This window comes from Mobilicoccus pelagius NBRC 104925, assembly GCF_000247995.1.
GTDB classification, from domain to species: domain Bacteria; phylum Actinomycetota; class Actinomycetes; order Actinomycetales; family Dermatophilaceae; genus Mobilicoccus; species Mobilicoccus pelagius.
In genome coordinates, this window is the sequence record NZ_BAFE01000058.1 from 50,855 (window position 1) to 69,595 (window position 18,741).

General features: G+C 73.2%; 23 protein-coding genes. 14 read left to right on the forward strand and 9 right to left on the reverse strand.

The window, feature by feature from the left end; translation table 11 throughout:
* Positions 1 to 17: 17 nt before the first annotated feature.
* From MOPEL_RS09415 to MOPEL_RS16010, 7 genes are all read left to right on the forward strand, one after another.
* A complete protein-coding gene (locus MOPEL_RS09415; RefSeq protein ID WP_009482663.1) occupies positions 18 to 1,043 on the forward strand; it encodes a GNAT family N-acetyltransferase in 1,026 nt (341 codons plus the stop codon).
* A 212-nt stretch (positions 1,044 to 1,255) separates the two neighbouring features.
* A complete protein-coding gene (locus MOPEL_RS09420) occupies positions 1,256 to 2,470 on the forward strand; it encodes a pyridoxal phosphate-dependent aminotransferase (protein ID WP_009482664.1) in 1,215 nt (404 codons plus the stop codon).
* Between the two features lie 104 nt (positions 2,471 to 2,574).
* Positions 2,575 to 3,822, forward strand: a complete 1,248-nt coding sequence (locus MOPEL_RS09425) for an NRAMP family divalent metal transporter (protein ID WP_009482665.1) — start codon at positions 2,575 to 2,577, stop codon at positions 3,820 to 3,822.
* Positions 3,819 to 4,586 carry a LamB/YcsF family protein gene (locus MOPEL_RS09430; protein WP_040633806.1) on the forward strand — a complete coding sequence of 256 codons (768 nt, stop codon included), beginning with the start codon at positions 3,819 to 3,821 and terminating at the stop codon, positions 4,584 to 4,586. The genes MOPEL_RS09425 and MOPEL_RS09430 overlap by 4 nt, the downstream gene beginning before the upstream one ends.
* Positions 4,583 to 5,239, forward strand: coding sequence for a 5-oxoprolinase subunit B family protein (locus MOPEL_RS09435; protein ID WP_009482667.1), 657 nt, complete (start codon positions 4,583 to 4,585; stop codon positions 5,237 to 5,239). The genes MOPEL_RS09430 and MOPEL_RS09435 overlap by 4 nt, the downstream gene beginning before the upstream one ends.
* The gene (locus MOPEL_RS09440) at positions 5,236 to 6,153 is read left to right on the forward strand and encodes a 5-oxoprolinase subunit C family protein (RefSeq protein WP_009482668.1); all 918 of its coding nucleotides are present in this window, start codon (positions 5,236 to 5,238) and stop codon (positions 6,151 to 6,153) included. Before MOPEL_RS09435 ends, MOPEL_RS09440 begins: the two co-directional genes overlap by 4 nt.
* Before the next feature lie 44 nt (positions 6,154 to 6,197).
* Positions 6,198 to 7,070 carry an IS1096 element passenger TnpR family protein gene (locus MOPEL_RS16010; RefSeq protein ID WP_009482669.1) on the forward strand — a complete coding sequence of 291 codons (873 nt, stop codon included), beginning with the start codon at positions 6,198 to 6,200 and terminating at the stop codon, positions 7,068 to 7,070.
* Positions 7,071 to 7,159: 89 nt separating this feature from the next.
* Here MOPEL_RS16010 and MOPEL_RS09450 read toward each other — a convergent pair whose 3' ends face one another.
* On the reverse strand, positions 7,160 to 8,554 hold the full coding sequence (locus MOPEL_RS09450; protein WP_009482670.1) for an amino acid permease: 1,395 nt from the start codon (positions 8,552 to 8,554) through the stop codon (positions 7,160 to 7,162).
* Positions 8,555 to 8,666: 112 nt separating this feature from the next.
* Here MOPEL_RS09450 and MOPEL_RS09455 point away from each other — a divergent pair, with 112 nt between their 5' ends.
* The 4 genes from MOPEL_RS09455 to MOPEL_RS09470 all read left to right on the forward strand — a co-directional run bounded on the left by MOPEL_RS09455 (position 8,667) and on the right by MOPEL_RS09470 (position 13,246).
* Complete coding sequence (locus MOPEL_RS09455) at positions 8,667 to 10,031, forward strand: cryptochrome/photolyase family protein (protein WP_009482671.1); 1,365 nt, start codon at positions 8,667 to 8,669, stop codon at positions 10,029 to 10,031.
* Between the two features lie 246 nt (positions 10,032 to 10,277).
* Entirely contained in the window at positions 10,278 to 11,000 is a 723-nt protein-coding gene (locus tag MOPEL_RS09460; protein ID WP_009482672.1) for a CPBP family intramembrane glutamic endopeptidase, read from the forward strand.
* A gap of 87 nt (positions 11,001 to 11,087) precedes the next feature.
* Complete coding sequence (locus MOPEL_RS09465; RefSeq protein ID WP_009482673.1) at positions 11,088 to 12,020, forward strand: NAD(P)H-binding protein; 933 nt, start codon at positions 11,088 to 11,090, stop codon at positions 12,018 to 12,020.
* 140 nt (positions 12,021 to 12,160) lie between these two features.
* Positions 12,161 to 13,246: a hypothetical protein gene (locus MOPEL_RS09470; RefSeq protein WP_009482674.1), complete on the forward strand. Its 1,086-nt coding sequence runs from the start codon at positions 12,161 to 12,163 to the stop codon at positions 13,244 to 13,246.
* Positions 13,247 to 13,324: 78 nt separating this feature from the next.
* Here MOPEL_RS09470 and MOPEL_RS09475 read toward each other — a convergent pair whose 3' ends face one another.
* The 8 genes from MOPEL_RS09475 to idi all read right to left on the reverse strand — a co-directional run bounded on the left by MOPEL_RS09475 (position 13,325) and on the right by idi (position 17,559).
* Positions 13,325 to 13,819, reverse strand: coding sequence for a pyridoxamine 5'-phosphate oxidase family protein (locus tag MOPEL_RS09475; RefSeq protein WP_009482675.1), 495 nt, complete (start codon positions 13,817 to 13,819; stop codon positions 13,325 to 13,327).
* 52 nt (positions 13,820 to 13,871) lie between these two features.
* Positions 13,872 to 14,252 carry an SCO4225 family membrane protein gene (locus MOPEL_RS09480; protein WP_009482676.1) on the reverse strand — a complete coding sequence of 127 codons (381 nt, stop codon included), beginning with the start codon at positions 14,250 to 14,252 and terminating at the stop codon, positions 13,872 to 13,874.
* Between the two features lie 48 nt (positions 14,253 to 14,300).
* Positions 14,301 to 14,717 (reverse strand): fluoride efflux transporter FluC, encoded by a 417-nt coding sequence (locus MOPEL_RS09485; RefSeq protein ID WP_009482677.1) that lies wholly within the window; start codon positions 14,715 to 14,717, stop codon positions 14,301 to 14,303.
* Positions 14,714 to 15,154: a fluoride efflux transporter FluC gene (locus MOPEL_RS09490; protein WP_009482678.1), complete on the reverse strand. Its 441-nt coding sequence runs from the start codon at positions 15,152 to 15,154 to the stop codon at positions 14,714 to 14,716. Before MOPEL_RS09490 ends, MOPEL_RS09485 begins: the two co-directional genes overlap by 4 nt.
* Before the next feature lie 82 nt (positions 15,155 to 15,236).
* On the reverse strand, positions 15,237 to 16,043 hold the full coding sequence (locus MOPEL_RS09495; RefSeq protein WP_009482679.1) for a hypothetical protein: 807 nt from the start codon (positions 16,041 to 16,043) through the stop codon (positions 15,237 to 15,239).
* The gene (locus tag MOPEL_RS09500) at positions 16,040 to 16,678 is read right to left on the reverse strand and encodes a hypothetical protein (RefSeq protein WP_009482680.1); all 639 of its coding nucleotides are present in this window, start codon (positions 16,676 to 16,678) and stop codon (positions 16,040 to 16,042) included. Before MOPEL_RS09500 ends, MOPEL_RS09495 begins: the two co-directional genes overlap by 4 nt.
* The gene (locus MOPEL_RS09505) at positions 16,675 to 16,869 is read right to left on the reverse strand and encodes a hypothetical protein (protein ID WP_009482681.1); all 195 of its coding nucleotides are present in this window, start codon (positions 16,867 to 16,869) and stop codon (positions 16,675 to 16,677) included. Before MOPEL_RS09505 ends, MOPEL_RS09500 begins: the two co-directional genes overlap by 4 nt.
* Positions 16,870 to 16,989: 120 nt before the next feature.
* Positions 16,990 to 17,559, reverse strand: a complete 570-nt coding sequence (gene idi / locus MOPEL_RS09510) for an isopentenyl-diphosphate Delta-isomerase (RefSeq protein ID WP_009482682.1) — start codon at positions 17,557 to 17,559, stop codon at positions 16,990 to 16,992.
* Between the two features lie 358 nt (positions 17,560 to 17,917).
* On the opposite strand from idi, the gene MOPEL_RS09515 reads away from it, so the two are divergent.
* Genes MOPEL_RS09515 through MOPEL_RS18990 form a run of 3 tightly spaced genes read left to right on the forward strand, consistent with a single transcriptional unit; the run spans position 17,918 to position 18,685 of the window.
* A complete protein-coding gene (locus MOPEL_RS09515; protein ID WP_040633842.1) occupies positions 17,918 to 18,160 on the forward strand; it encodes a type II toxin-antitoxin system Phd/YefM family antitoxin in 243 nt (80 codons plus the stop codon).
* Positions 18,157 to 18,423 carry a Txe/YoeB family addiction module toxin gene (locus MOPEL_RS09520; RefSeq protein WP_009482684.1) on the forward strand — a complete coding sequence of 89 codons (267 nt, stop codon included), beginning with the start codon at positions 18,157 to 18,159 and terminating at the stop codon, positions 18,421 to 18,423. Before MOPEL_RS09515 ends, MOPEL_RS09520 begins: the two co-directional genes overlap by 4 nt.
* Positions 18,311 to 18,685, forward strand: coding sequence for a GNAT family N-acetyltransferase (locus MOPEL_RS18990; protein WP_083841819.1), 375 nt, complete (start codon positions 18,311 to 18,313; stop codon positions 18,683 to 18,685). Before MOPEL_RS09520 ends, MOPEL_RS18990 begins: the two co-directional genes overlap by 113 nt.
* The last annotated feature ends 56 nt before the right edge of the window (positions 18,686 to 18,741 follow it).

Sequence of the window (18,741 nt, forward strand, 5' to 3'; positions counted from 1 at the left end):
ACTCGTATCGTCGAGGCATGTACTTCGACCTCCCGACCGCAGGCCTCCCCTCCGGCTGGGCCTCCCGAGACCCCGACGAGCGTGACATCGCCGACCTCGCGCTGCTCCGCGCCGCGGTCACCCGCGCCGCGACCGGCTCGGGTGCCCCGAACGTCGACGCCGTGCAGGCGGAGATCACCGACGTCGGGTCGTGGACCCGCCGCCAGGTCGTCCTCGCCGACGAGAGGGACCGGGTGCGGGCGTGGGCCTCCGCGCACGACCGCGCCGCCGGCCGCACGCTCCTCCACGTGACGATCGATCCCGAGCTCGAGGACTCCGTCGCCGACCCCCTCGCCGCGATCCTCTTCCGCTGGTGCGAGGACGCCGCGAAGTCGTTCGACACCCTCCGCCGCGCCGACGAGACCCAGCTCGACACCGGCTCCTACGAGGGCGACGACCGCCAGCGCCGCTGGCTCGAGGCCGCCGGGTTCTCCTGCACCCGCCGCTGGCTCAACATGACCCGCCCCGTCGGGGAGGACGAGAAGACCTTCCCCGAACTCCAGGACGGCGTGACGATCCGCCGCGTGCGACGCCGCGTCAACGGCAATCCCCTCGCCGTCGACGTCCAGGCCGTCCACTGGGTGCTCGAGACGTCCTTCGAGGACCACTTCAACGCCTACCGCGAGACGTTCTCCGAGTTCGTCCACCGCCTCATGGAGGACCCCGGCCACGCCTGGGACCAGTGGTGGCTCGCGACCGTGCGCGACGAGTTCGGCGTGGAGCGGCCCGCCGGCGCCGTCGTCTGCACGATGCTCCCCCCGGACGCGGGGCACACCTACGGCAGCTACATCGAGTACATCGGCGTGCACCGCGACGCCCGTGGCCGCGGCATCGCCAAGGGGCTGCTCCGCACCGTCGTCGCCGACACGGCCAAGCGCGGCCGCAACCGGGTCGGCCTCGAGGTCGACGCCGAGTCCCCGACCGGCGCCGACGGGCTCTACCGCTCGATGGGTTGGGAGACCTCCTACGTCACCGAGTCCTGGCACCGTGACGTGAACTTCTGATCCCGCAGGGAGGGGGCCACGAGGCAGCACGCTCCGCGGCCCTCGCCCTGCGCGTTCGGCCGGTGGTCGACCCCGGACGCCGATCCCGCCGGCCCCCACGGGATCCGGGCGAGGCCTCACCGCCGTCTCCCCGTGTCTCCGACGCCCGCCACCGGCGGGTCGGAGCCGCCGAAGGCCCCGCGGCGGGGGGTCCCTCGGGGCAGGATGGCGTCATGACGGAGATCCCCGCGCCCCGCATGTCGCCCCGCCTCGCACTCCGTGGGCAGGTCGAGCCGTTCCACGTCATGGAGATCCTCAAGGCGGCGGGACGTCGGGCCGCGACGCACGGCGACGTCATCCCGCTGTGCGTGGGGCAGCCCTCGACCCCCGCGCCGCGCGCCGTGCGGGAGGCCGCCGCCCGCGCCATCGAGGGCGAGGTCCTCGGCTACAGCGACGCGCTCGGCCTGTCGACGCTGCGCGAGACGATCGCCGCGCACTACGCCCGCACGTACGGCGTCGCCGTCGACCCCGCCCGCGTCGCCGTGACGACGGGATCCTCCGGCGCGTTCACCGCCGTGTTCCTCGCCGCGTTCGAGGTCGGCGACACCGTCCTCATGGCCCGCCCCGGCTACCCGGCCTACCGCAACACCCTCGGCGCCCTCGGCTGCCGGGTCGTCGAACTCGACTGCGGGGAGGAGACGGGGTTCCAGCCGACGGTGGCGATGCTCGAGGAGCACGCCCGCGAGCACGGCGCACCCGCCGGGCTCATCCTCGCCTCGCCCGCCAACCCCACGGGCACCCTCGTACCCGCCGACGAGCTCGCCGCGATGACGCGGTGGTGCGCCGACCGTGGCACCCTCCTCGTGAGCGACGAGATCTACCACGGCATCACGTTCGACGAACCCGCCCACAGTGCGCTCGAGTCCGGCGGTGACGCCGTCGTCGTCGGGTCGTTCAGCAAGTACTTCTCGATGACGGGGTGGCGCGTCGGCTGGGCGGTGCTCCCCGAGGTGTACGTGCGGCCCGTCGAACTGCTCCTCGGCAACCTCAACATCTGCGCCCCCGCCGTGGGGCAGGCGGCGGCCGTCGCCGCGTTCACGCCCGAGGCGATCGGCGAGCTCGACTCCCACGTCGCCCGCTACGCCCGCAACCGCGACCTCGTCGTCGCCCGGCTACCCGAGTGGGGGGTCCACCGCCTCGCGCCCGTCGACGGCGCGTTCTACGCCTACGTCGACGTCTCCCACCTCACCGACGACTCCCCGCGCTGGTGCGAGGACCTCCTCGACGCGACGGGCGTCGCGCTCACCCCCGGCATCGACTTCGCACCCGCCGACCCGCGCGACCCGCGGCCCACCGACGGCACCCGGTTCGTCCGGCTCAGCTTCGCGGGCGACACCCCCACCCTCGGCGAGGCCCTCGACCGCGTCGTCGCCCACGTCACGCGCTGAGCCGCCGGACACCCACACGACCCCTCCCGGGGGTAGCCTCGCGTCTCCCGCCACACCGCCACGCCCCGTCGCGACGGGACGGGACGACCCCGAGGAGAACGCCGATGTCCACCTCCACCTCCCCGGCGGGCGAGGCCGACGCCCGCGCCGCCGGGCGCGCCCGCCGCAGCGCCCTGCTCGGCGCGATGTTCCTCATGGCGACGAGCGCCATCGGGCCCGGGTTCATCACGCAGACGACGACGTTCACCGCCAAGCTCGGCGCTGCGTTCGCGTTCGCGATCGTCGTGTCGATCCTCGTCGACATCGCCGTCCAGATGAACGTGTGGCGCGTCGTCGGCGTCTCCGGCATGCGCGCCCACGAACTCGCGAACAGCGTCCTGCCCGGTGCCGGATGGGTGCTCACCGTGCTCGTCGTCGCGGGCGGTCTCGTCTTCAACATCGGCAATGTCGCCGGCACCGGCCTCGGCCTCGACGCCCTGCTCGGGCTCGACCCCCGGCGGGGTGGGGTGATCTCGGCGCTCGTCGCGATCGCGATCTTCCTCTCCCGCGCCGCGGGCGCCGCCCTCGACCGCGTCGTCGTCGTCCTCGGCCTCGTGATGATCGCCCTCACCGCGTTCGTCGCCTCCACCTCGAACCCGCCCGTGAGGGAGGCGCTCCGCAACGTCGTCGCGCCGAGCAACACCGGTCCCGCGATGCTCACGGCGATCACGACGCTCGTCGGCGGCACCGTCGGCGGATACATCACCTACGCGGGCGCGCACCGCCTCCTCGACTCGGGAACGACCGGCCCGGAGAACGTCCGACAGATCTCCCGCAGCTCCGTCACCGGCATCGTCATCACCGGCCTCATGCGGGCCCTCCTGTTCTTCGCGATCCTCGGTGTGACGACCGCCGGCGTCGCCCTCGACCCGGCCAACCCGGCCGCGTCGGCGTTCCAACACGCCGCGGGTGACATCGGTCTCCGCGTCTTCGGTGTCATCCTCTGGGCGGCGGCGATCACGTCGGTCATCGGCGCCTCGTACACGTCGGTGTCGTTCCTCACGACCCAGGCGACGGCGCCGCGCACCCGCAACCTCCTCACGGTGGCGTTCATCGTCGTGTGCACGGCCGCGTACGTGACGCTCGGTCAGGCGCCGGTGACGCTGCTCGTCTTCGCGGGCCTCTTCAACGGCATCATCCTGCCGCTCGGGTTCACGCTCGTCCTCGTCGCGATCTTCTTCCGGCGTGACCTGTTCGGCGGCGCCTACCGGCACCCGGTCTGGCTCACCGTCGCGGGCATCCTCGCGTGGTTGCTCACCCTGTGGCTCGGGTATGTCGCCGTGAGCGACTTCTGGGTGAAGCTGGCGGCATGAGCACTCCCATGATCGACCTCAACTCCGACCTCGGCGAGGCCTTCGGCATCTGGCCGATGGGCGACGACGACGCGATGCTCGACATCGTCACGAGCGCGAACGTCGCGTGCGGATTCCACGCGGGTGATCCCTCGGTCGCGCGCCGCACGTGCGCCGCCTCGGCCGCCCGCGGTGTGACGATCGGGGCGCACGTCTCCTACCGCGACCTCGCGGGGTTCGGGCGACGGTTCGTCGACGTCGCACCCGCCGAGCTCACCGCCGACCTCATCTACCAGATGGGGGCGCTCGACGCGATGGCCCGTATCGCGGGCACGCGCCTGCGGTACGTCAAGCCGCACGGCGCGCTCTACAACGCGATCGTCCACCACGAGGCGCAGGCCATGGCCGTCGTCGACGCCGTGCGCACCTTCGACCCCGAGCTCGTCCTCCTGGGCCTGCCCGGCGCGGTCGTCCTCGACCTCGCCGCCGAGGCCGGGGTGCGCACCGCCACCGAGGCGTTCGCCGACCGCGGCTACCTGCCCGACGGCACCCTCGCCCCCCGCGGCACCGAGGGTGCGGTGCTCCACGACGCGGAGGCCGTCGCCGCGCGCATGGTGCAGCTCGTCACGACGGGCACGCTCACCGCCGTCGACGGGTCGACGATCCACGTCGAGGCCGACTCGCTGTGCACCCACGGCGACAGCCCCGGCGCCGTGCGCATGGCCGCGGCGGTGCGGGAGGCCCTCGTCGCCGCCGGTGTCGGGATCGAGGCGTTCGCCCGGTGAGCACCGGACCGCTCACCGTCCACCGGCTCGCCGACACCGGCCTCCTCGTCGAACTCGACGACCTCGACGCGGTGCTCGCGCTCGACGCGGCCGTCCGCACCGCCCAGGAGAACGAGGACGCGCGGTTCGCCGCCGTCGTCGACGTCCTCCCGGCGGCACGCACGCTCATGCTCACCGTCCCGGCGGGCACACCCCTCGGGCCGCTCGAGGCGGCCGTCCGCGGTCTCGACGTCGACCCCGACGCCCTCGACGGGGCCGAGGCGCCGACGATCGAGATCCCCGTCGTCTACGACGGGCCCGACCTCGCCGACGTCGCCCGCCACACCGGCCTCAGCGAGGCCGAGGTCGTCGCCGCCCACACCGGCACGCCGTGGCGGGCCGCGTTCGGCGGGTTCGCGCCCGGGTTCTTCTACCTCACCGACGGCGATCCCCGCCTCGACGTGCCCCGCCGCGACGAGCCGCGCACCGCCGTGCCGAGCGGTGCCGTCGCCCTCGCCGGCACCTCGAGCGCCGTCTATCCGCGGCCGTCGCCGGGTGGGTGGCAGCTCGTCGGCCGCACCGAGACGTCGATGTGGGACGGCACCCGCACACCGCCCGCGCTCCTCTCGCCGGGCGCCCTCGTCCGGTTCGTCGACGTGGGGGCCGGGTCGTGAGGGCCGCCGAGAGGACCGGCGAGAGGGCCGTAGAGATCCTCGCCACCGGTCCGCGCGCGCTCGTCGAGGACCTCGGTCGACCGGGTCTCGCCCGCCTCGGCGTCGGGCGGTCCGGCGCGACCGATCGCACCTCCCACGCGCTCGCCCAACGTCTCGTCGGCAACACCGACGACGCGGCCGGGGTCGAGGTGACCCTCGGCGGGCTCCGTCTGCGGGCCCGTGGCGCACTCCTCGCCGTCGTCACCGGTGCGCCCGTTCCGGTCACGGTCGACGGACGGCCCCGCACCCCGGGCGAACTCCTCCACCTCCGCGACGGGGCCGAACTCGCCCTCGGAACGGCGACCGCGGGACTGCGGGCCTACGTCGCCGTGCGGGGCGGCCTCGACGTCCCGGCCGAGCTCGGGTCGCGCTCGACGGACACGCTCTCCGGTCTCGGCCCGGCGCCGCTCGCCGTCGGGGACGTCCTCCCCGTCGGGGAGGATGTCCGCGCGCTGCCGACGCTCGACGCCGTCCCGGTCGTCGAGCCCCGCGACTCCGGCGGCGAGGTCGTCCTCCGCGTCGCGCCCGGCCCGCGACGGGACTGGATCGCCTCGCCGGGCGCCCTCGTCGACCCGCTCTGGCGGGTGTCGTCGCGCAGCGACCGCATCGGCGTGCGCCTCGAGGGGGACGCGGTGCGTCGTGACGCCGCGCACGAGGGTGCCGAGCTGCCCTCGGAGGGGGTCGTCCGGGGGTCGATCCAGGTGCCGCCCGGCGGTGAGCCGGTGCTCTTCCTCGCCGACCACCCCGTCACGGGCGGCTACCCGGTCGCCGCGGTCGTCCTCGACGCCGACGTCGACCGCGCCGCCCAACTCCGCCCCGGCGACCCCGTCCGCCTCGCGTGGACGAACGAGGAGACCTCCCACCCGGGGCGGTGACGACGGCTTGCCGTGGGAGCCACCGATGACATAGGCAGGAGCGCATGGACGACGGCCGGGGACGGGTCATCCGCTTCCCCTCGTGGCGACGTGAGGCCGCGGGGGCTCCCGGCGTCCCCGCAGGGGTCGAGGAGGCCGACCGGCCGGGATCGTCCGGCGCCCCGGTCGAGGGATCCCCCACCCCGCGCGATCGTGAGGACGGGCCACTGCTCCCGGACGGCGGCGGGTGGCGTCCGCGCCCCACCGTCGTCGGGACGCGGGACCACGTCGAAAGTCCGCCCGCCGACGACGCCCGCGACGTGTGGCACGAGGGTGCGACGGTCACCGGCGAGGTCCTCGTGCGGATGCGCGTCGACGCCCTCGGCGCGCACACCCCGATCTGGCGGCGCCTCGAGTGTCACGGCTCCCTCGGTCTCGACCGGTTCCACCGGGTCCTCGCCGCGGCGTTCGGCTGGCCGCACGAGAGCGGCCGGCCGCACCGGTTCGCCGAGGTGATCCGTCAGGGCGGCGGGCAGCGGCTCGGCGGCACGTTCGGCAACGCGTGGGCCGACGGCGGCCACCTGCCCGCCGAGTCCGCGGTGCGTCTCGACGAGGTCCTCGCCGACCCGCGTGACCGGCTCCGCTACTGGTACGGCCCGACGACGCGGCGGTCGTTCCGCCTCACCGTGCTCGCCGAGGACGTCCTCCCCCTCGCCGCGACGATCGGCCCCGTCCCGCCGGCGCGGCTCGTCACGGGCCGTCGCGCGTCACCCGACGTCGCGTTCGAGACGATCGGGTTCTACGAGCTCAAGCGCAGCGGCGCGTACGAGTTCCCCGGCATCGCCGACCTCCTCGGCGACGCTCCCGAGATCGGGGATCCCACCGCGGTCGACCTGCCCCTCCTCGACGCCCGGGTGCGGGCCGCCGCGGAGAGCTGACGTCCCCCCGGGGCGGATGCGTATCGCCCCCGGCGCGACGGGCGGGGGCCCGTTCACCGGACCACGCACGGGACGCCGTGACGCGGAGGTCAGACCTGCTCGCCCATGCGCCGTTCGCGGGTCACCTTGACGCGGTAGGCGAGATAGAGGCCGCCGAGCCACAGCGGCCCGACGACGAGCGCGAGCCGGTAGGACTCCGAGAACCCCATGATGACGACGAGCATCGCGAGGAACGCGAGGACGAGGTAGTTCGCGTAGGGGAAGAACGGCATGGGGAACCGGAGCGCCGCCGACGCCTCCGGGCCGAGCCGGCGCCGGAAGAGGACCTGCGTGATGACGATCATCGCCCAGTTGAAGACGCCGCCGACGAGCGCGATCGACACGACGTAGAGGAAGGCCTGCTCGGGGAGGAAGTAGAGGAGGACGACGGCGAGTGCCGTGACCGCCGAGCTCGTGAGGACGCCCGCGACGGGTGCGCCGTTGCGGGCGAGACGGCCGAGGTAGCGCGGCGCGTTGCCCTGGTGGGCGAGGCTGAACAGCATCCGGCCGTTGCTGTAGAGGCCGGAGTTGTACGCCGACACCGCCGCCGTGAGGACGACCGCGTTGAGGATGTGGGCGGCCCCCGGCACGTGCATGCGGTCGAAGATCTCGACGAACGGGCTCGCCTGCCCGTCGATGCCGGACCACGGGTAGAGCGCCAGCACGACGAACAGGGCGCCGACGTAGAACACGAGGATCCGCCACACGACCTGGTTGATCGCCTTGGGGATCGAGCGCTGCGGGTCGTCGGCCTCCCCGGCGGTGATGCCGATGAGCTCGACGCCGCCGAAGCTGAACATGACGACGGCGAGGCCGAGGCACATGCCCCACAGGCCGTGCGGGGCGAACCCGCCGTGCTCCCACAGGTTGGAGATGCCCGTCGGCACGCCGCCGTTGCCGATGCCCGTCGTGATGATGAGGAGGCCGAGCGCGATCATCGCGAGGATCGCGACGACCTTGACGATGGCGAACCAGAACTCGAACTCGCCGTAGAGGCGCGCCTCGAGGAGGTTGATCGTCGTGACGAGGACGAGGAAGACCGCAGCCGACGCCCACGTCGGGATCTGCGGGAACCAGAAGTTGACGTACGTGCCGACGACGGTGAGTTCCGCCATCGACACCGCGATGTAGTTGAACCAGTAGTTCCACCCGGAGAAGAACCCGGCGAACCGGCCCCAGTCGCGGAAGGCGTACTCGCTGAACGCCCCCGACGTGGGGGTGTCGACGCTCATCTCGCCGAGGGCCCGCATGACGAGGAAGATGATCGCCCCGCCGACGAGGTAGGCGAGGAGGATCGACGGACCGCCCGCCTCGATGGCCGAGGACGACCCGTAGAAGAGGCCCGTGCCGATAGCCCCGCCGAGGGCGATGAGCTGGATGTGCCGGTTCTTCAGGGATCGCCGCAGGTGGGCCTGCTCGCGGGGGTCGGTGTCGGCGGTGCTCACGGTGGGCCTTTCGTTCGTCGTCGGCGGAAGTCTCCCAGGTCGGCCGGGGAGCGGTGGCGGCGCCCACACCGCGAACCGGGCGACGGGTGCTGCGGCCGTTACGCTCGCGGGCGTGACATCGATCCTGTGGTTCCGCCGCGACCTGCGCCTCCACGACCATCCCGCCCTGCTCGCCGCGCACGCCGACGGCGACGTCGTCCCCCTCGTCGTCCTCGACCCGGCACTCGTGGAGGACCGCATCCCCCGCGTCGCCGCGTTCCTCGGCTGCGTCGCGGCCCTCGCCGACTCGATCGCCGAGCGCGGCGGGCGTCTCGTCGTCCGGTACGGCCGTCCCGAGGAGGTCGTCCCCGCGGTCGCGACAGAGGCGGGCGCGCGGCGTGTGCACGTCACGGCCGAGTCCGAACCGTACGGTCGTCGCCGCGACGACGCCGTCCGTGCCGCGCTCGCCGCCCTGCCCGAACCGGTCGACCTCGTCGCGACCGGCACCCCGTACGCCATCGGCCCCGGCGTGATCACGAAGGGCGACGGGGAGCCGTACAAGGTGTTCACGCCGTTCTCCAAGGCGTGGCGCGACCACGGCGCCCCGGGCCCCGCGCCGCTGCCCGACGTCTCCTGGCACGACCTCGACTCCGAGGAGCTGCCCTCCCCGCCGGAGGTCGTGGCGACGCTGCCGCCACTCGGGGAGGACGCCGCCTGGCAACGCTGGGCCGACTTCTGCGACGAGGGCCTCGAGCGGTATGCCCTCGACCGCGACCGGCCCGACCTCGACGCGACGTCGCACATGTCGGTCCACCTCAAGTTCGGCGCGATCCACCCGCGCACGCTCCTCGCCGACATCGCCGCCCACCCGGCCGGGGGGAGCGAGGGCGCACAGACGTACCTCACCGAACTCGTCTGGCGGGAGTTCTACGCCGACGTCCTCTGGCACCGGCCCGACTCGGAGTGGCGCGACCTGCGGCAGGCACTCGCCGACATGGAGTACGACGACCCGGCCGAGGACCCCGACGCGGCCGCCCTCTTCGACGCGTGGCGGGAGGGCCGCACGGGCTACCCCATCGTCGACGCGGGGATGCGTCAGCTCGCCGCGATCGGGTGGATGCACAACCGGGTCCGGATGATCACGGCGAGCTTCCTCACGAAGGACCTCCACGTCTGGTGGCCCCACGGCGCCCACCATTTCCTCGACCACCTCGTCGACGGCGACCCGGCGAGCAACAACCACGGCTGGCAGTGGGCCGCGGGCACGGGGACCGACGCCGCGCCGTACTTCCGCGTGTTCAACCCCCTCACGCAGGGCGCGAAGTTCGATCCCCGCGGCGACTACGTGCGGCGCTGGGTGCCCGAGCTCGCCGACGTCGGCGGGGGAGAGGTCCACGACCTCGCCGCCGTCTCCCGGGTGGCGGGCTACCCCGCCCCGATCGTCGACCACGCGGAGGAACGCCGCGAGGCGCTGCGCCGGTACGAATCGGTGCGCTGAACGCCGCGATCCTCGATCCTCGTCCCTTCCGTCGTACGGCGATGCGGCGGGCACTCGGGGCATGACCGGGCCCGAGCCGCCGACCAGCGCGTTCGTCGAGCCGTCGAGTACGCCGAGGGCCTCGTCCGCCACCGGCTGTACGCCGGAGGGCCGCGTCGGCACCCCGCCGGCACCCCGCTTCGTTGGCGCGGCCCGGGTGGGGGTGTCAGGCTGGTCGCGTCCCAGCGTCGACGTCGAGACGGGCCCATGATCAATCCAGTCACCGAACTCATCGACTTCGGTCGTGCCGCCCTCCTGCGGCCCGTGCCTCGCGATCACTGGCAGGAGCCCTCGCAGGTCCTCCGGCGACGGATCGTCGCGGCGGTGACGCTCGTCGTCGGTGCGGTGTTCCTGTGGTACAGCCTCCGCATCCCCGCGGGTGACCCCGCGTTCTACGGGTGGACGCTCGCGCTCGCGGCCGTGTGGATCGTCGGTGCGTTCGCCTCCGGGCCGCTCCACCTCGGGCACGCGTGGACGCGGTCCGGTGGCGTGGGCCGCCCGATCGTCCAGTCCCTCGCGCTCGCCGCGCTCATCACGGGGGTGTTCCTCGCCGGTGCGGTCGTCGTCGCGCAGATCCCGCCGCTGCGCGGTCCCGTCGACGCGCTCCTCGACCACGCCCGGTTCGGGTCGCTGCCGCTCGTGTGGGTGATCACGACGATCAACGGCATCGGTGAGGAGCTCTACTTCCGCGGTGCGCTCTTCGCTGCGGTCGGGCGTCGGCATGCCGTGTCGATCTCGACGGTCGTCTACACGCTCACGACCGTCGGCACCGGCATCCCGCTCCTCGTCCTCGCGGCGTTCATGCTCGGTCTCCTCTGCGGTCTGCAACGGCGCGTCACCGGCGGCGTCCTCGGGCCGACCCTCGTCCACTGCCTCTGGTCGTCCTCGATGCTCTTCCTCCTGCCGCCGATGCTCGACGTCCTCGGCTGAGACCCCTCCTCCGCCCGTGCGCGTCTCCTCCTGGGAGCGAGGACGTCTCGGCGTGCGTCGGCGCGGCGGCGATGGAACCATGGGCGCGTGAACGACTCCTCGCGTACTGCCCTCGTCACCGGCGTCACCGGCTACATCGGTGGCTCCCTCGTGCGTCCCCTCCTCGACGCGGGGTGGGACGTCCGTGCCCTCACCCGCTCGGCCGCCAAGCTCGACCGTAGGCCGTGGCGCGACGAGATCGACGTCGTCGAGGGCGATGCGACGAAGAGCGACGACCTCGACCGTGCCCTGCAGGGCGTCGACGTCGCCTACTACCTCGTGCACTCGATGGACGCCCAGGGCGATTTCGAGCGGCGCGACGCCGAACTCGCGGAGGACTTCGCCGCGGCGGCCGAACGTGCGGGCGTCTCCCGCCTCGTCTATCTCGGGGGCCTCCACCCCGACGTCCCCGACGACGAACTGTCGCCGCACCTGCGCTCGCGGGTCGAGGTCGGCGAGATCTTCCTCGAGTCCGACGTGCCCGCCGCGTGCCTCCAGGCGGGGATCGTGCTCGGGGCCGGGTCGGCGAGCTTCCAGATGCTCGCATCCCTCACCGAACGCCTGCCGGTGATGATCGCGCCCAAGTGGCTCCGCAATCGCATCCAGCCCATCGGCATCGACGACGCCGTCTACTACCTCGTTCACGCGGCCGACCTGCCGAGCGACGTCAACCGCACGTTCGACATCGGCGGCGCCGACGTCCTCACCTACACGGAGATGATCCAGCGGTACGCCCACATCGCCGGGCTCCGCGAGCGGGTCATCGCGCCCGTGCCGGTGTTCACGCCCGACCTCGCGAGCCACTGGGTCGGTCTCGTCACGCCCATCGACGCGGGTCTCGCGCGGCCGCTCGTCGGCAGCCTCGTCCACGAGGTGATCTGCAAGGAGCACGACATCGCCGAGTACGTCCCCGACCCGCCCGACGGCCTCATCGGGTTCGACGAGGCCGTCGAGGAGGCCCTCGCCGACCCGACGAGCTGACATTCCAGGCGGGCTGACATTCCAGGCGGGTGGCGAATCCCCTTGTGAAGCAACGGCTTTCTTGGCCGAAGCTGGCTAGGATCGGTCGTGCCGGGCCGAGGGCCCGGCGCGGGGAAACGCCACACGACAGGGGAATCGTCATGTCCACGTCCACTCGCGTGCCCGCACGCACCGTCCTCGCCGTCGCTCTCGTGAGCGGCGGCCTCCTCGCATCCGGCGCGGCCGCCGACGCCGCACCCCGCGGCAAGACCCGCGCCCCGTCCTACGGGGTCGAGCGCGTCGGGGACGCGTTTGCGTCGTCCGACGGGTCGTCGAGGTTCGGCACGTCGGCCCTCGGGATCGCCGACTCCGGCGTGGTGCTCGCGGGTCGGAGCGACGGAAGTCGTTACCTCGGCCGCCCCACCCGCACCCGGGACCTCGCCCCGGTCGGTGACGCGGCCCCGTACGGGGTCCACGCGCCGGTGCTCAGCCCGTCGGGCACCCCCTATGCCGGCGGGTACCAGGCCCTCGTCCGGTGGACCGCCCGCGGGGTGGAGCCGGCGCGCTTGGTCGAAGGGGAAGAGTCGAGGTTCTACTCGATCGGACTCGGCGGTGCGAACGATGCCGGCGTCGTCACAGGGTGCAGCAGTTACGTCAAGGTCGGGTGGCCGTTCATCGGGTCGTTCCGCGACGGGGTGCGCACGATGACGTGGCCGAAGGACTTCGGCACCTGCTCCTCCGGGGGGATCTCCCGGGCTGGCGTCGCGGTCATCACCCAGGAGCACCCTGGCTTCCGCACGCACGACCTCGTCTACCCCCGCGCGGCGACGATGACGACGGCGGGGATTCGTTACCTCAAGGCTCCGGCCGGGATCGGTACGAGTGCGGACGCGATCTCCCCGAACGGGAAGTACATCGTCGGCCGGACCTACCTCGACGAGTCGCCCACGGGTGTGGCCCGGCTGTCGACCACGCGGAACCCCGCCCCGCTGCGAGGTGCGGGTGACATGCGGCCCGTGGCCGTCACGGACACCGGCGTCGTCGTCGGCGTCGAGAACGGTCGGGCCGTGAGCTGGGCGAACGGACGCAAGACCGACCTCACGAGCGTCTCGAGGCTCCCCCGCGGGTGGGTCCTCACGGACGTCGCGGGGATCAACCCCAAGGGACAGATCGCCGCGACCGCCTCGGTCGGCGACCGGGAGACCGCCGCGGTCCGCCTCACCCCCCAGGGGCGCGCGCGCCGCTGACACCTCCGCACACGGCGACGGCCGCGGCCCCCTTCCCGGGGACCGCGGTCGTCTGCATGGTGCGTGGTGCGTGTCGACTCAGAGGTCGACGACGTCGTTCTCGCCGCGGGGTTCCTTCTTCGTCGTCGCGGTGCGGACGAGGTCGAAGATCTGGCCGATCTTGCCGCCGGGGCTGTTCCAGTACTCGGCGGTGTCGCCCTCGACGACGATGAGGACGTTGTCGGGGTTCTCCGGGCCGCCCTCCATGAAGCCGTCGGTGAGCGGACCCCAGAGCTCCCGGATCTTCTCGACGTCGTTCTCGATGCGGGCGTGGCCGCTGAGGGACACCCACTCGGAGTCACCGGAGTAGGCGACGTTCACCTGCGGGTTCGCCGTAATGGCGTCGACCTTGTCGGAGTCGCGCTCGGTGAGGAACAGGACGGTGCCGTCGAAGTCGACGTCCTGCGTGCCCATCGGGCACGACACGAGACGGCCTCGGCCGTCGTGGAAGGTCAACATCGCCACACGGGTCTTCTCGATGATGCCGGCGACCTTCTCGCGGCCTTCGTCGTTGCTGCTCTGCTGGGTGGTCACGACGCCTCCTGACGTTGGGTACGCCGTTCCCTTACCCCGGGTCGCCGGGTTCTCATGCGTGGGTGAGGCGTCCGTTCTCGACCGCGGCGTCGACATACCGTCCGCGCAGGAGGAGGAAGAGGGCCATCGCCTGGAGGATCCCGGCGACGGCGAACGACACGATCATCGTGATCGGCGCGGCGGCGCCGTTCGTGGGGAAGAGCGCGTCGAGCGCCGCGACCGGCTCGGCGACGACGAGCGAGGTCGGCGAGGTGAGGAGGAGCAGCGGGCCCACGGAGAACGACGGGTGCGTGGGGTCCGCGACCGCGAGGGAGACGAAGCTCGCCGCGGCGGCGATGGCGACGGCGGCGAGGTAGACGAGCGCGACGATCGTCGCGAGACGCCCGCGTTCGTGCGACGAAGGCGTGAACGCCCGACGGAGGGGGTGGGTCATGGCGACAGTCTCCCCCGATCGCGGGAGTGCCGTCAGGCCCGTTCGTCCTCAGCCGCCGAGGCCATCCGTCGCGGCGGCGAGGAGGCCGCCGAGGGCGAGGCCGAGCAGGGCGGCGACGACCCCGCCGACGAGGTTGGCGAGGGCCGCAGCGAGGGCGCGTCCGGGGCGGTCGTCGAGGGCGAGGCGGGCGGCGTCGAGGGAGGCGGTGCCGAACGTCGTGAACCCGCCGCAGAACCCCGTGCCGAGGACGCGGACGACGCCGGGGTCGACGACGCGGTGCATGACGGCACCGGTGAGGACGCCGAGGAGGAACGACCCGAGGACGTTGACGGTGACGGTGCCGAGCGGGATCCCGGTGCGGCGCCCCGTCCCGGTGTGGGCGGCGGCGCGGACGACGGCGACGTCGACGACGAACCGCAGCGTCGCGCCGAGGCCGCCGGCGAGGGCGAGGAGGAGCCACGTCATCGGGTCGGCTCCGCCCCGAGGGGGTGGCGGCCGTCGCGCCGCGTGCGGTGGCGCGCGAGGAGAACGCCCGCGATCGCGGCGAGGAGCCCCCCACTCACGGTGAGGGTCGCGTAGGCGAGGGCGGGTGCAGCGGCGAGGTGGGTGATCTCGACCGCGAACGTGCTGTAGGTCGTGTACCCGCCGAGGAGTCCGGTGCCGGCGAAGAGGCGCAGCGTCCGCCGGCCGCCGACGTCCGGCCCGGAGCGGGCGAGGGACTCGAGGAGGAGGCCGAGGAGGAACGCGCCGGTGAGGTTGACGAGGAACGTCGCCCACGGCCAGGTGCCCGCCGCGGCGGGGAGGGCCGTGCCGACGGCCGCGCGGAGGAGGGTACCGATCGCGCCGCCGACGAAGACGGCCGCGAGGAGACGCGGATCCCGGTGGGGTGGGCGGTCTCCCATGGGTGTCCTCCGGTGCGGGCGGTGAGTGGCGCCGCGGGGGTGCGGACGCCTCCGGGAGCCTACGACCGGCGCCGCCGCGACGTCATGCGGTGAGGGCCCGACGCACCGTGTCCCCGACGCGGGCACGCACGCGGGCGTCGGCGAGCGGGGTGAGTTCGAGGCGCCCCGAGGACTCGTCACCCTCGGCGACGCGACCGTCGGCGAGGCGGTAGAACGTGAGCGAGGACGTCTCGACGTCGCCGCCGCCGGTGAGGGTGACGACGTCGACGAACACGACCGACTGCAACCCGGCGAGCTCGGGCGGCAGGCCGTCGCCCTCGATGCGGCCCTCGCCCTCGTGGCGGTGGGGGACGCACCACTGCGTGAGATCGGCCGTCGCGCCGCGAAGGTCACCGATGGCGAAGCGGTGGACGCCCGCCCCGTCGACCGTCTCGACGAGAACGGTGTCGCCACCCGTCGCCTCGCACCCCGCCGCGTCGTTCGACGCCTCGTCGTGGACGTAGAGGATGCGGGTCTCCTGTGCGGAACGGGTCGAGTGGTCGGCGTAGACGATCGCGCGTGCGTCGTGGCGGAGGTCGAGGACGTCGGAGAGACCGTCCGGCAGGTCGAGACCGCCCCCGTCGGCGTCGACGTGCCCGTGGGTGAGGAGACCACGCAGGCCGACCTCGGCGGCGAGCTCCGTCTCGGCGTCGGAGCGGGGGCCGATCCACGGCAGCGGCGCGACCTGCTCGGACGTGGGTCCGTCGAGGCCGAGGAGCTCCTCGTCGGTGAGGTCGATGACGTGGCGGGGGCGCTCGTCACCGTGTGCGCTGGTTGCCGTGACGGTCGAGGACGTCGACGCGGTGTGCGTGAGGGCGGTGTCGGTGAGGGTGGTGTCGGTGGGGGTCACGAGGCGGCTCCGGTGGTGTGGGCGGCCGGGGTCGTCGACCGGAGGAGCCGGTGACGGATGCCGGCGAGGCGGGACGCGCGTGGCGGGAGGACGACGACGGCGGGTCGGTGGTCGACGGGGGTGGGGTGGCCCGTGGCGACCCCGCGGCGGAGGAGGTGGGCGAGTCGCCGCACGCGGTCGGCGCGGTCGACGGCGGGTCGTCCGAAGTAGGCGAATTCCGAGGGCGCCGGGGAGGCGCCGCAGAGGCGGTGGAGGATCGTCGCCGGGTCGAGGGCGTCGCCGCCCGGGAGGAGCGCACGGGTGCCGCCGTCGAGCGCGGCCTCGAGCCGGGCCTGCGAGCGGGCGCGGCGGCGTTCGAGCTCGTCGAGGTGGCGGGCGTCGCCGTGGTGGCGGCGTCGGCGGAGGAGCTCGATCTCGTCGTCGAGGCGGCGGACGAGCGTCGCGTGACGTTCGAGTTCGCCGGCGACGTCGAGGAGGAGGCGTCGCACCCGCACGGCCTCGGGCGCGGGTTCCTCCTCCCCGCGGGCGACGGCGGCCGGGCGGACGTCGAGCGAGGCCGCGCAGAGCCGCAGGGAGTGCGCCCCCCGGAGGAGGTTTCGGTGGCCGGTCGGCGCGCGTCGACCCCGGCGCGTCATCGGGGATCCCCTTCGTCGCCGTCGTGGCGCGATGCCCCCGACGTGGTGCCGTTCTGTTCGATGCCGCGGAGGGTCCCGGCGCATGCGGCGAGGAATCGCGTGAGACCGGGCTCGAGATCGAGGTCGGGTGCGACGGAGCGGCGGATCGTGTCGAGGTCGTCGGACACGGTGAGGTGTGCGATGTCGGCCATGGGTTTCCTCTCGTCGCTGCCGACCCTAGGGGGGCGGTGCGGCGATGTGGTCACCCCTGGTGAGGGGGCGTGAGGGCCGGGTACCGCCGTGGCATCGGCGCGACGGGGGGGCGGCCGCCCTCAGTCGACGAGCTCGGCGAGTGCGGTGAACTGCATGACCGACCACGGGCTGAGGAGGACCGGCGTGCGACGGGCGGCCTCGAGGGCGGCGTCGCGGTCGACCCAGGCGTGGTCCATGATCTCGGTGCGGTCGGGGTTCGGCTCGCCCTCGATGGTGCCGACGAACACGGGGCAGATCTCGTTCTCGACGACCCCGCTCGCGTCGACGGCCCGGTAGCGGAACTCCGGCAGCACGCACCGCAGTTCGCCGACCGGCGCGCCGAGTTCCTCGGCGACGCGGCGCCGCACGGCGTCCTCGATCGCCTCCCCGGCGCGCGGGTGGCCGCACGCCGTGTTCGACCACACGCCCGGCCACGTGCGCTTGCCGACGTCGCGGCGGGTGAGGAGGGTCTGCCCGTCGCGCACGGCGTGGAACGAGAACGCGAGGTGCAGGGGCGTGTCGTCGGTATGGACGGTGGTGCGGTCGGCGGTGCCGATCGGCCGACCCGTCTCGTCGAGGAGGACGACCTCGTCCGGAACGGCGTTCGGGGTGGCGGGGGTGGCGGTCTCGTCGGGCAGGGACGGCGTCATGACGCTCGACACTATCGGCCGCGGAGGCAAACCGCCGAAACGACGGACTCATTGCGCCGGGGCGTTCGCCGCAGCCCGCTCACCTGCGGTGATGCGGGCCCAGCTCCGCGCGGGTGGGATCGGATCCGTCGTTCCTGCGGTTCGGGTGACGCGGCCCGCGACGCGAACCACGCCGCGCGGTCGCCGCAGCCGACCTCGCAACCGGTCCACGGGACGTGGGGCGCCCAGGTGTCCCGACCGGAGAGGTCGGTCGAGTGGTCGTGACACCGCGCTCATGTCGATGAGCGCGGTGCAGGTGGGCAGAGGGGCGTCCCTCTGCCCGCCGACCGACGCGTACGGGATGACGTACGCTTGGGGTATGACTGCTGTGCCTGCCACCACTGCCCGGGCCAACCTGTACCGACTCATCGACCAGGTCAACGAGGAGTCCGAGCCGCTGACCATCACCGGCCAGCGAGGAAACGCCGTCCTCGTGGGGGAGGACGACTGGCGTGCCATCCAGGAGACGATCTACCTCGAGTCCGTGCCGGGCATGGCCGCGTCGATCCGCGCGGCACGTGACGAGGGCCTCGACGCCGGCTCGGCCGAGCTGGACTGGTGAGCGCCTGGCGGGTCGTGTACTCACGGCAGGCCCAGAAAGATGCCAAGAAGCTCGCCACGTCCGGGTTGAAACCGAAGGCCAAGACCCTGCTCGACGTCATCGCGCAGGACCCTTTCGCCACGCCGCCGCGCCACGAGAAGCTCGTCGGCGATCTGGCCGGCTGCTACTCGCGGCGCATCAACATCCAGCACCGGCTCGTCTACGAGGTCCTCCCGGACGAGAACGTCGTCCACGTCCTGCGGATGTGGACCCACTACGAGTGAGGCACTCTCCTGCTGCACGGCGGGCGCGGCACCCGCAGCCCGACGCCGCGGCGTCGCGCGCGCCCTCGCTCGAGCAGTTGTCGACAAGGCAGCGGCACACGGGGGCACCAGTGTCTGGCTCGAGGTCCTGTCCACGAACCGGCCGGCCACACTCCTGCGTGGAGACCTCGGATTCAGCGAGGTCGAGCGCGTCCTGGCTCCATTCCCCTCTCGCCCCGACGCGGACGACCTGCGGATGGCTCGCAGGACAACGGCTGCCTGACATCCGGTCAGCGCCGCTGATCACTCGATCAACGTCCCCGGTCGGTACACCTAGGT

Coding starts and splice junctions, on each gene's coding strand:
- MOPEL_RS09415 (WP_009482663.1), top strand. CDS start 18: ATGTACTTCGACCTCCCGACCGCAGGCCTCCCCTCCGGCTGGGCCTCC.
- MOPEL_RS09420 (WP_009482664.1), top strand. CDS start 1,256: ATGACGGAGATCCCCGCGCCCCGCATGTCGCCCCGCCTCGCACTCCGT.
- MOPEL_RS09425 (WP_009482665.1), top strand. CDS start 2,575: ATGTCCACCTCCACCTCCCCGGCGGGCGAGGCCGACGCCCGCGCCGCC.
- MOPEL_RS09430 (WP_040633806.1), top strand. CDS start 3,819: ATGAGCACTCCCATGATCGACCTCAACTCCGACCTCGGCGAGGCCTTC.
- MOPEL_RS16010 (WP_009482669.1), top strand. CDS start 6,198: ATGGACGACGGCCGGGGACGGGTCATCCGCTTCCCCTCGTGGCGACGT.
- MOPEL_RS09460 (WP_009482672.1), top strand. CDS start 10,278: ATGATCAATCCAGTCACCGAACTCATCGACTTCGGTCGTGCCGCCCTC.
- MOPEL_RS09470 (WP_009482674.1), top strand. CDS start 12,161: ATGTCCACGTCCACTCGCGTGCCCGCACGCACCGTCCTCGCCGTCGCT.
- MOPEL_RS09480 (WP_009482676.1), bottom strand. CDS start 14,252: ATGACCCACCCCCTCCGTCGGGCGTTCACGCCTTCGTCGCACGAACGC.
- MOPEL_RS09485 (WP_009482677.1), bottom strand. CDS start 14,717: ATGACGTGGCTCCTCCTCGCCCTCGCCGGCGGCCTCGGCGCGACGCTG.
- MOPEL_RS09490 (WP_009482678.1), bottom strand. CDS start 15,154: ATGGGAGACCGCCCACCCCACCGGGATCCGCGTCTCCTCGCGGCCGTC.
- MOPEL_RS09500 (WP_009482680.1), bottom strand. CDS start 16,678: ATGACGCGCCGGGGTCGACGCGCGCCGACCGGCCACCGAAACCTCCTC.
- MOPEL_RS09505 (WP_009482681.1), bottom strand. CDS start 16,869: ATGGCCGACATCGCACACCTCACCGTGTCCGACGACCTCGACACGATC.
- idi (WP_009482682.1), bottom strand. CDS start 17,559: ATGACGCCGTCCCTGCCCGACGAGACCGCCACCCCCGCCACCCCGAAC.
- MOPEL_RS09515 (WP_040633842.1), top strand. CDS start 17,918: ATGACTGCTGTGCCTGCCACCACTGCCCGGGCCAACCTGTACCGACTC.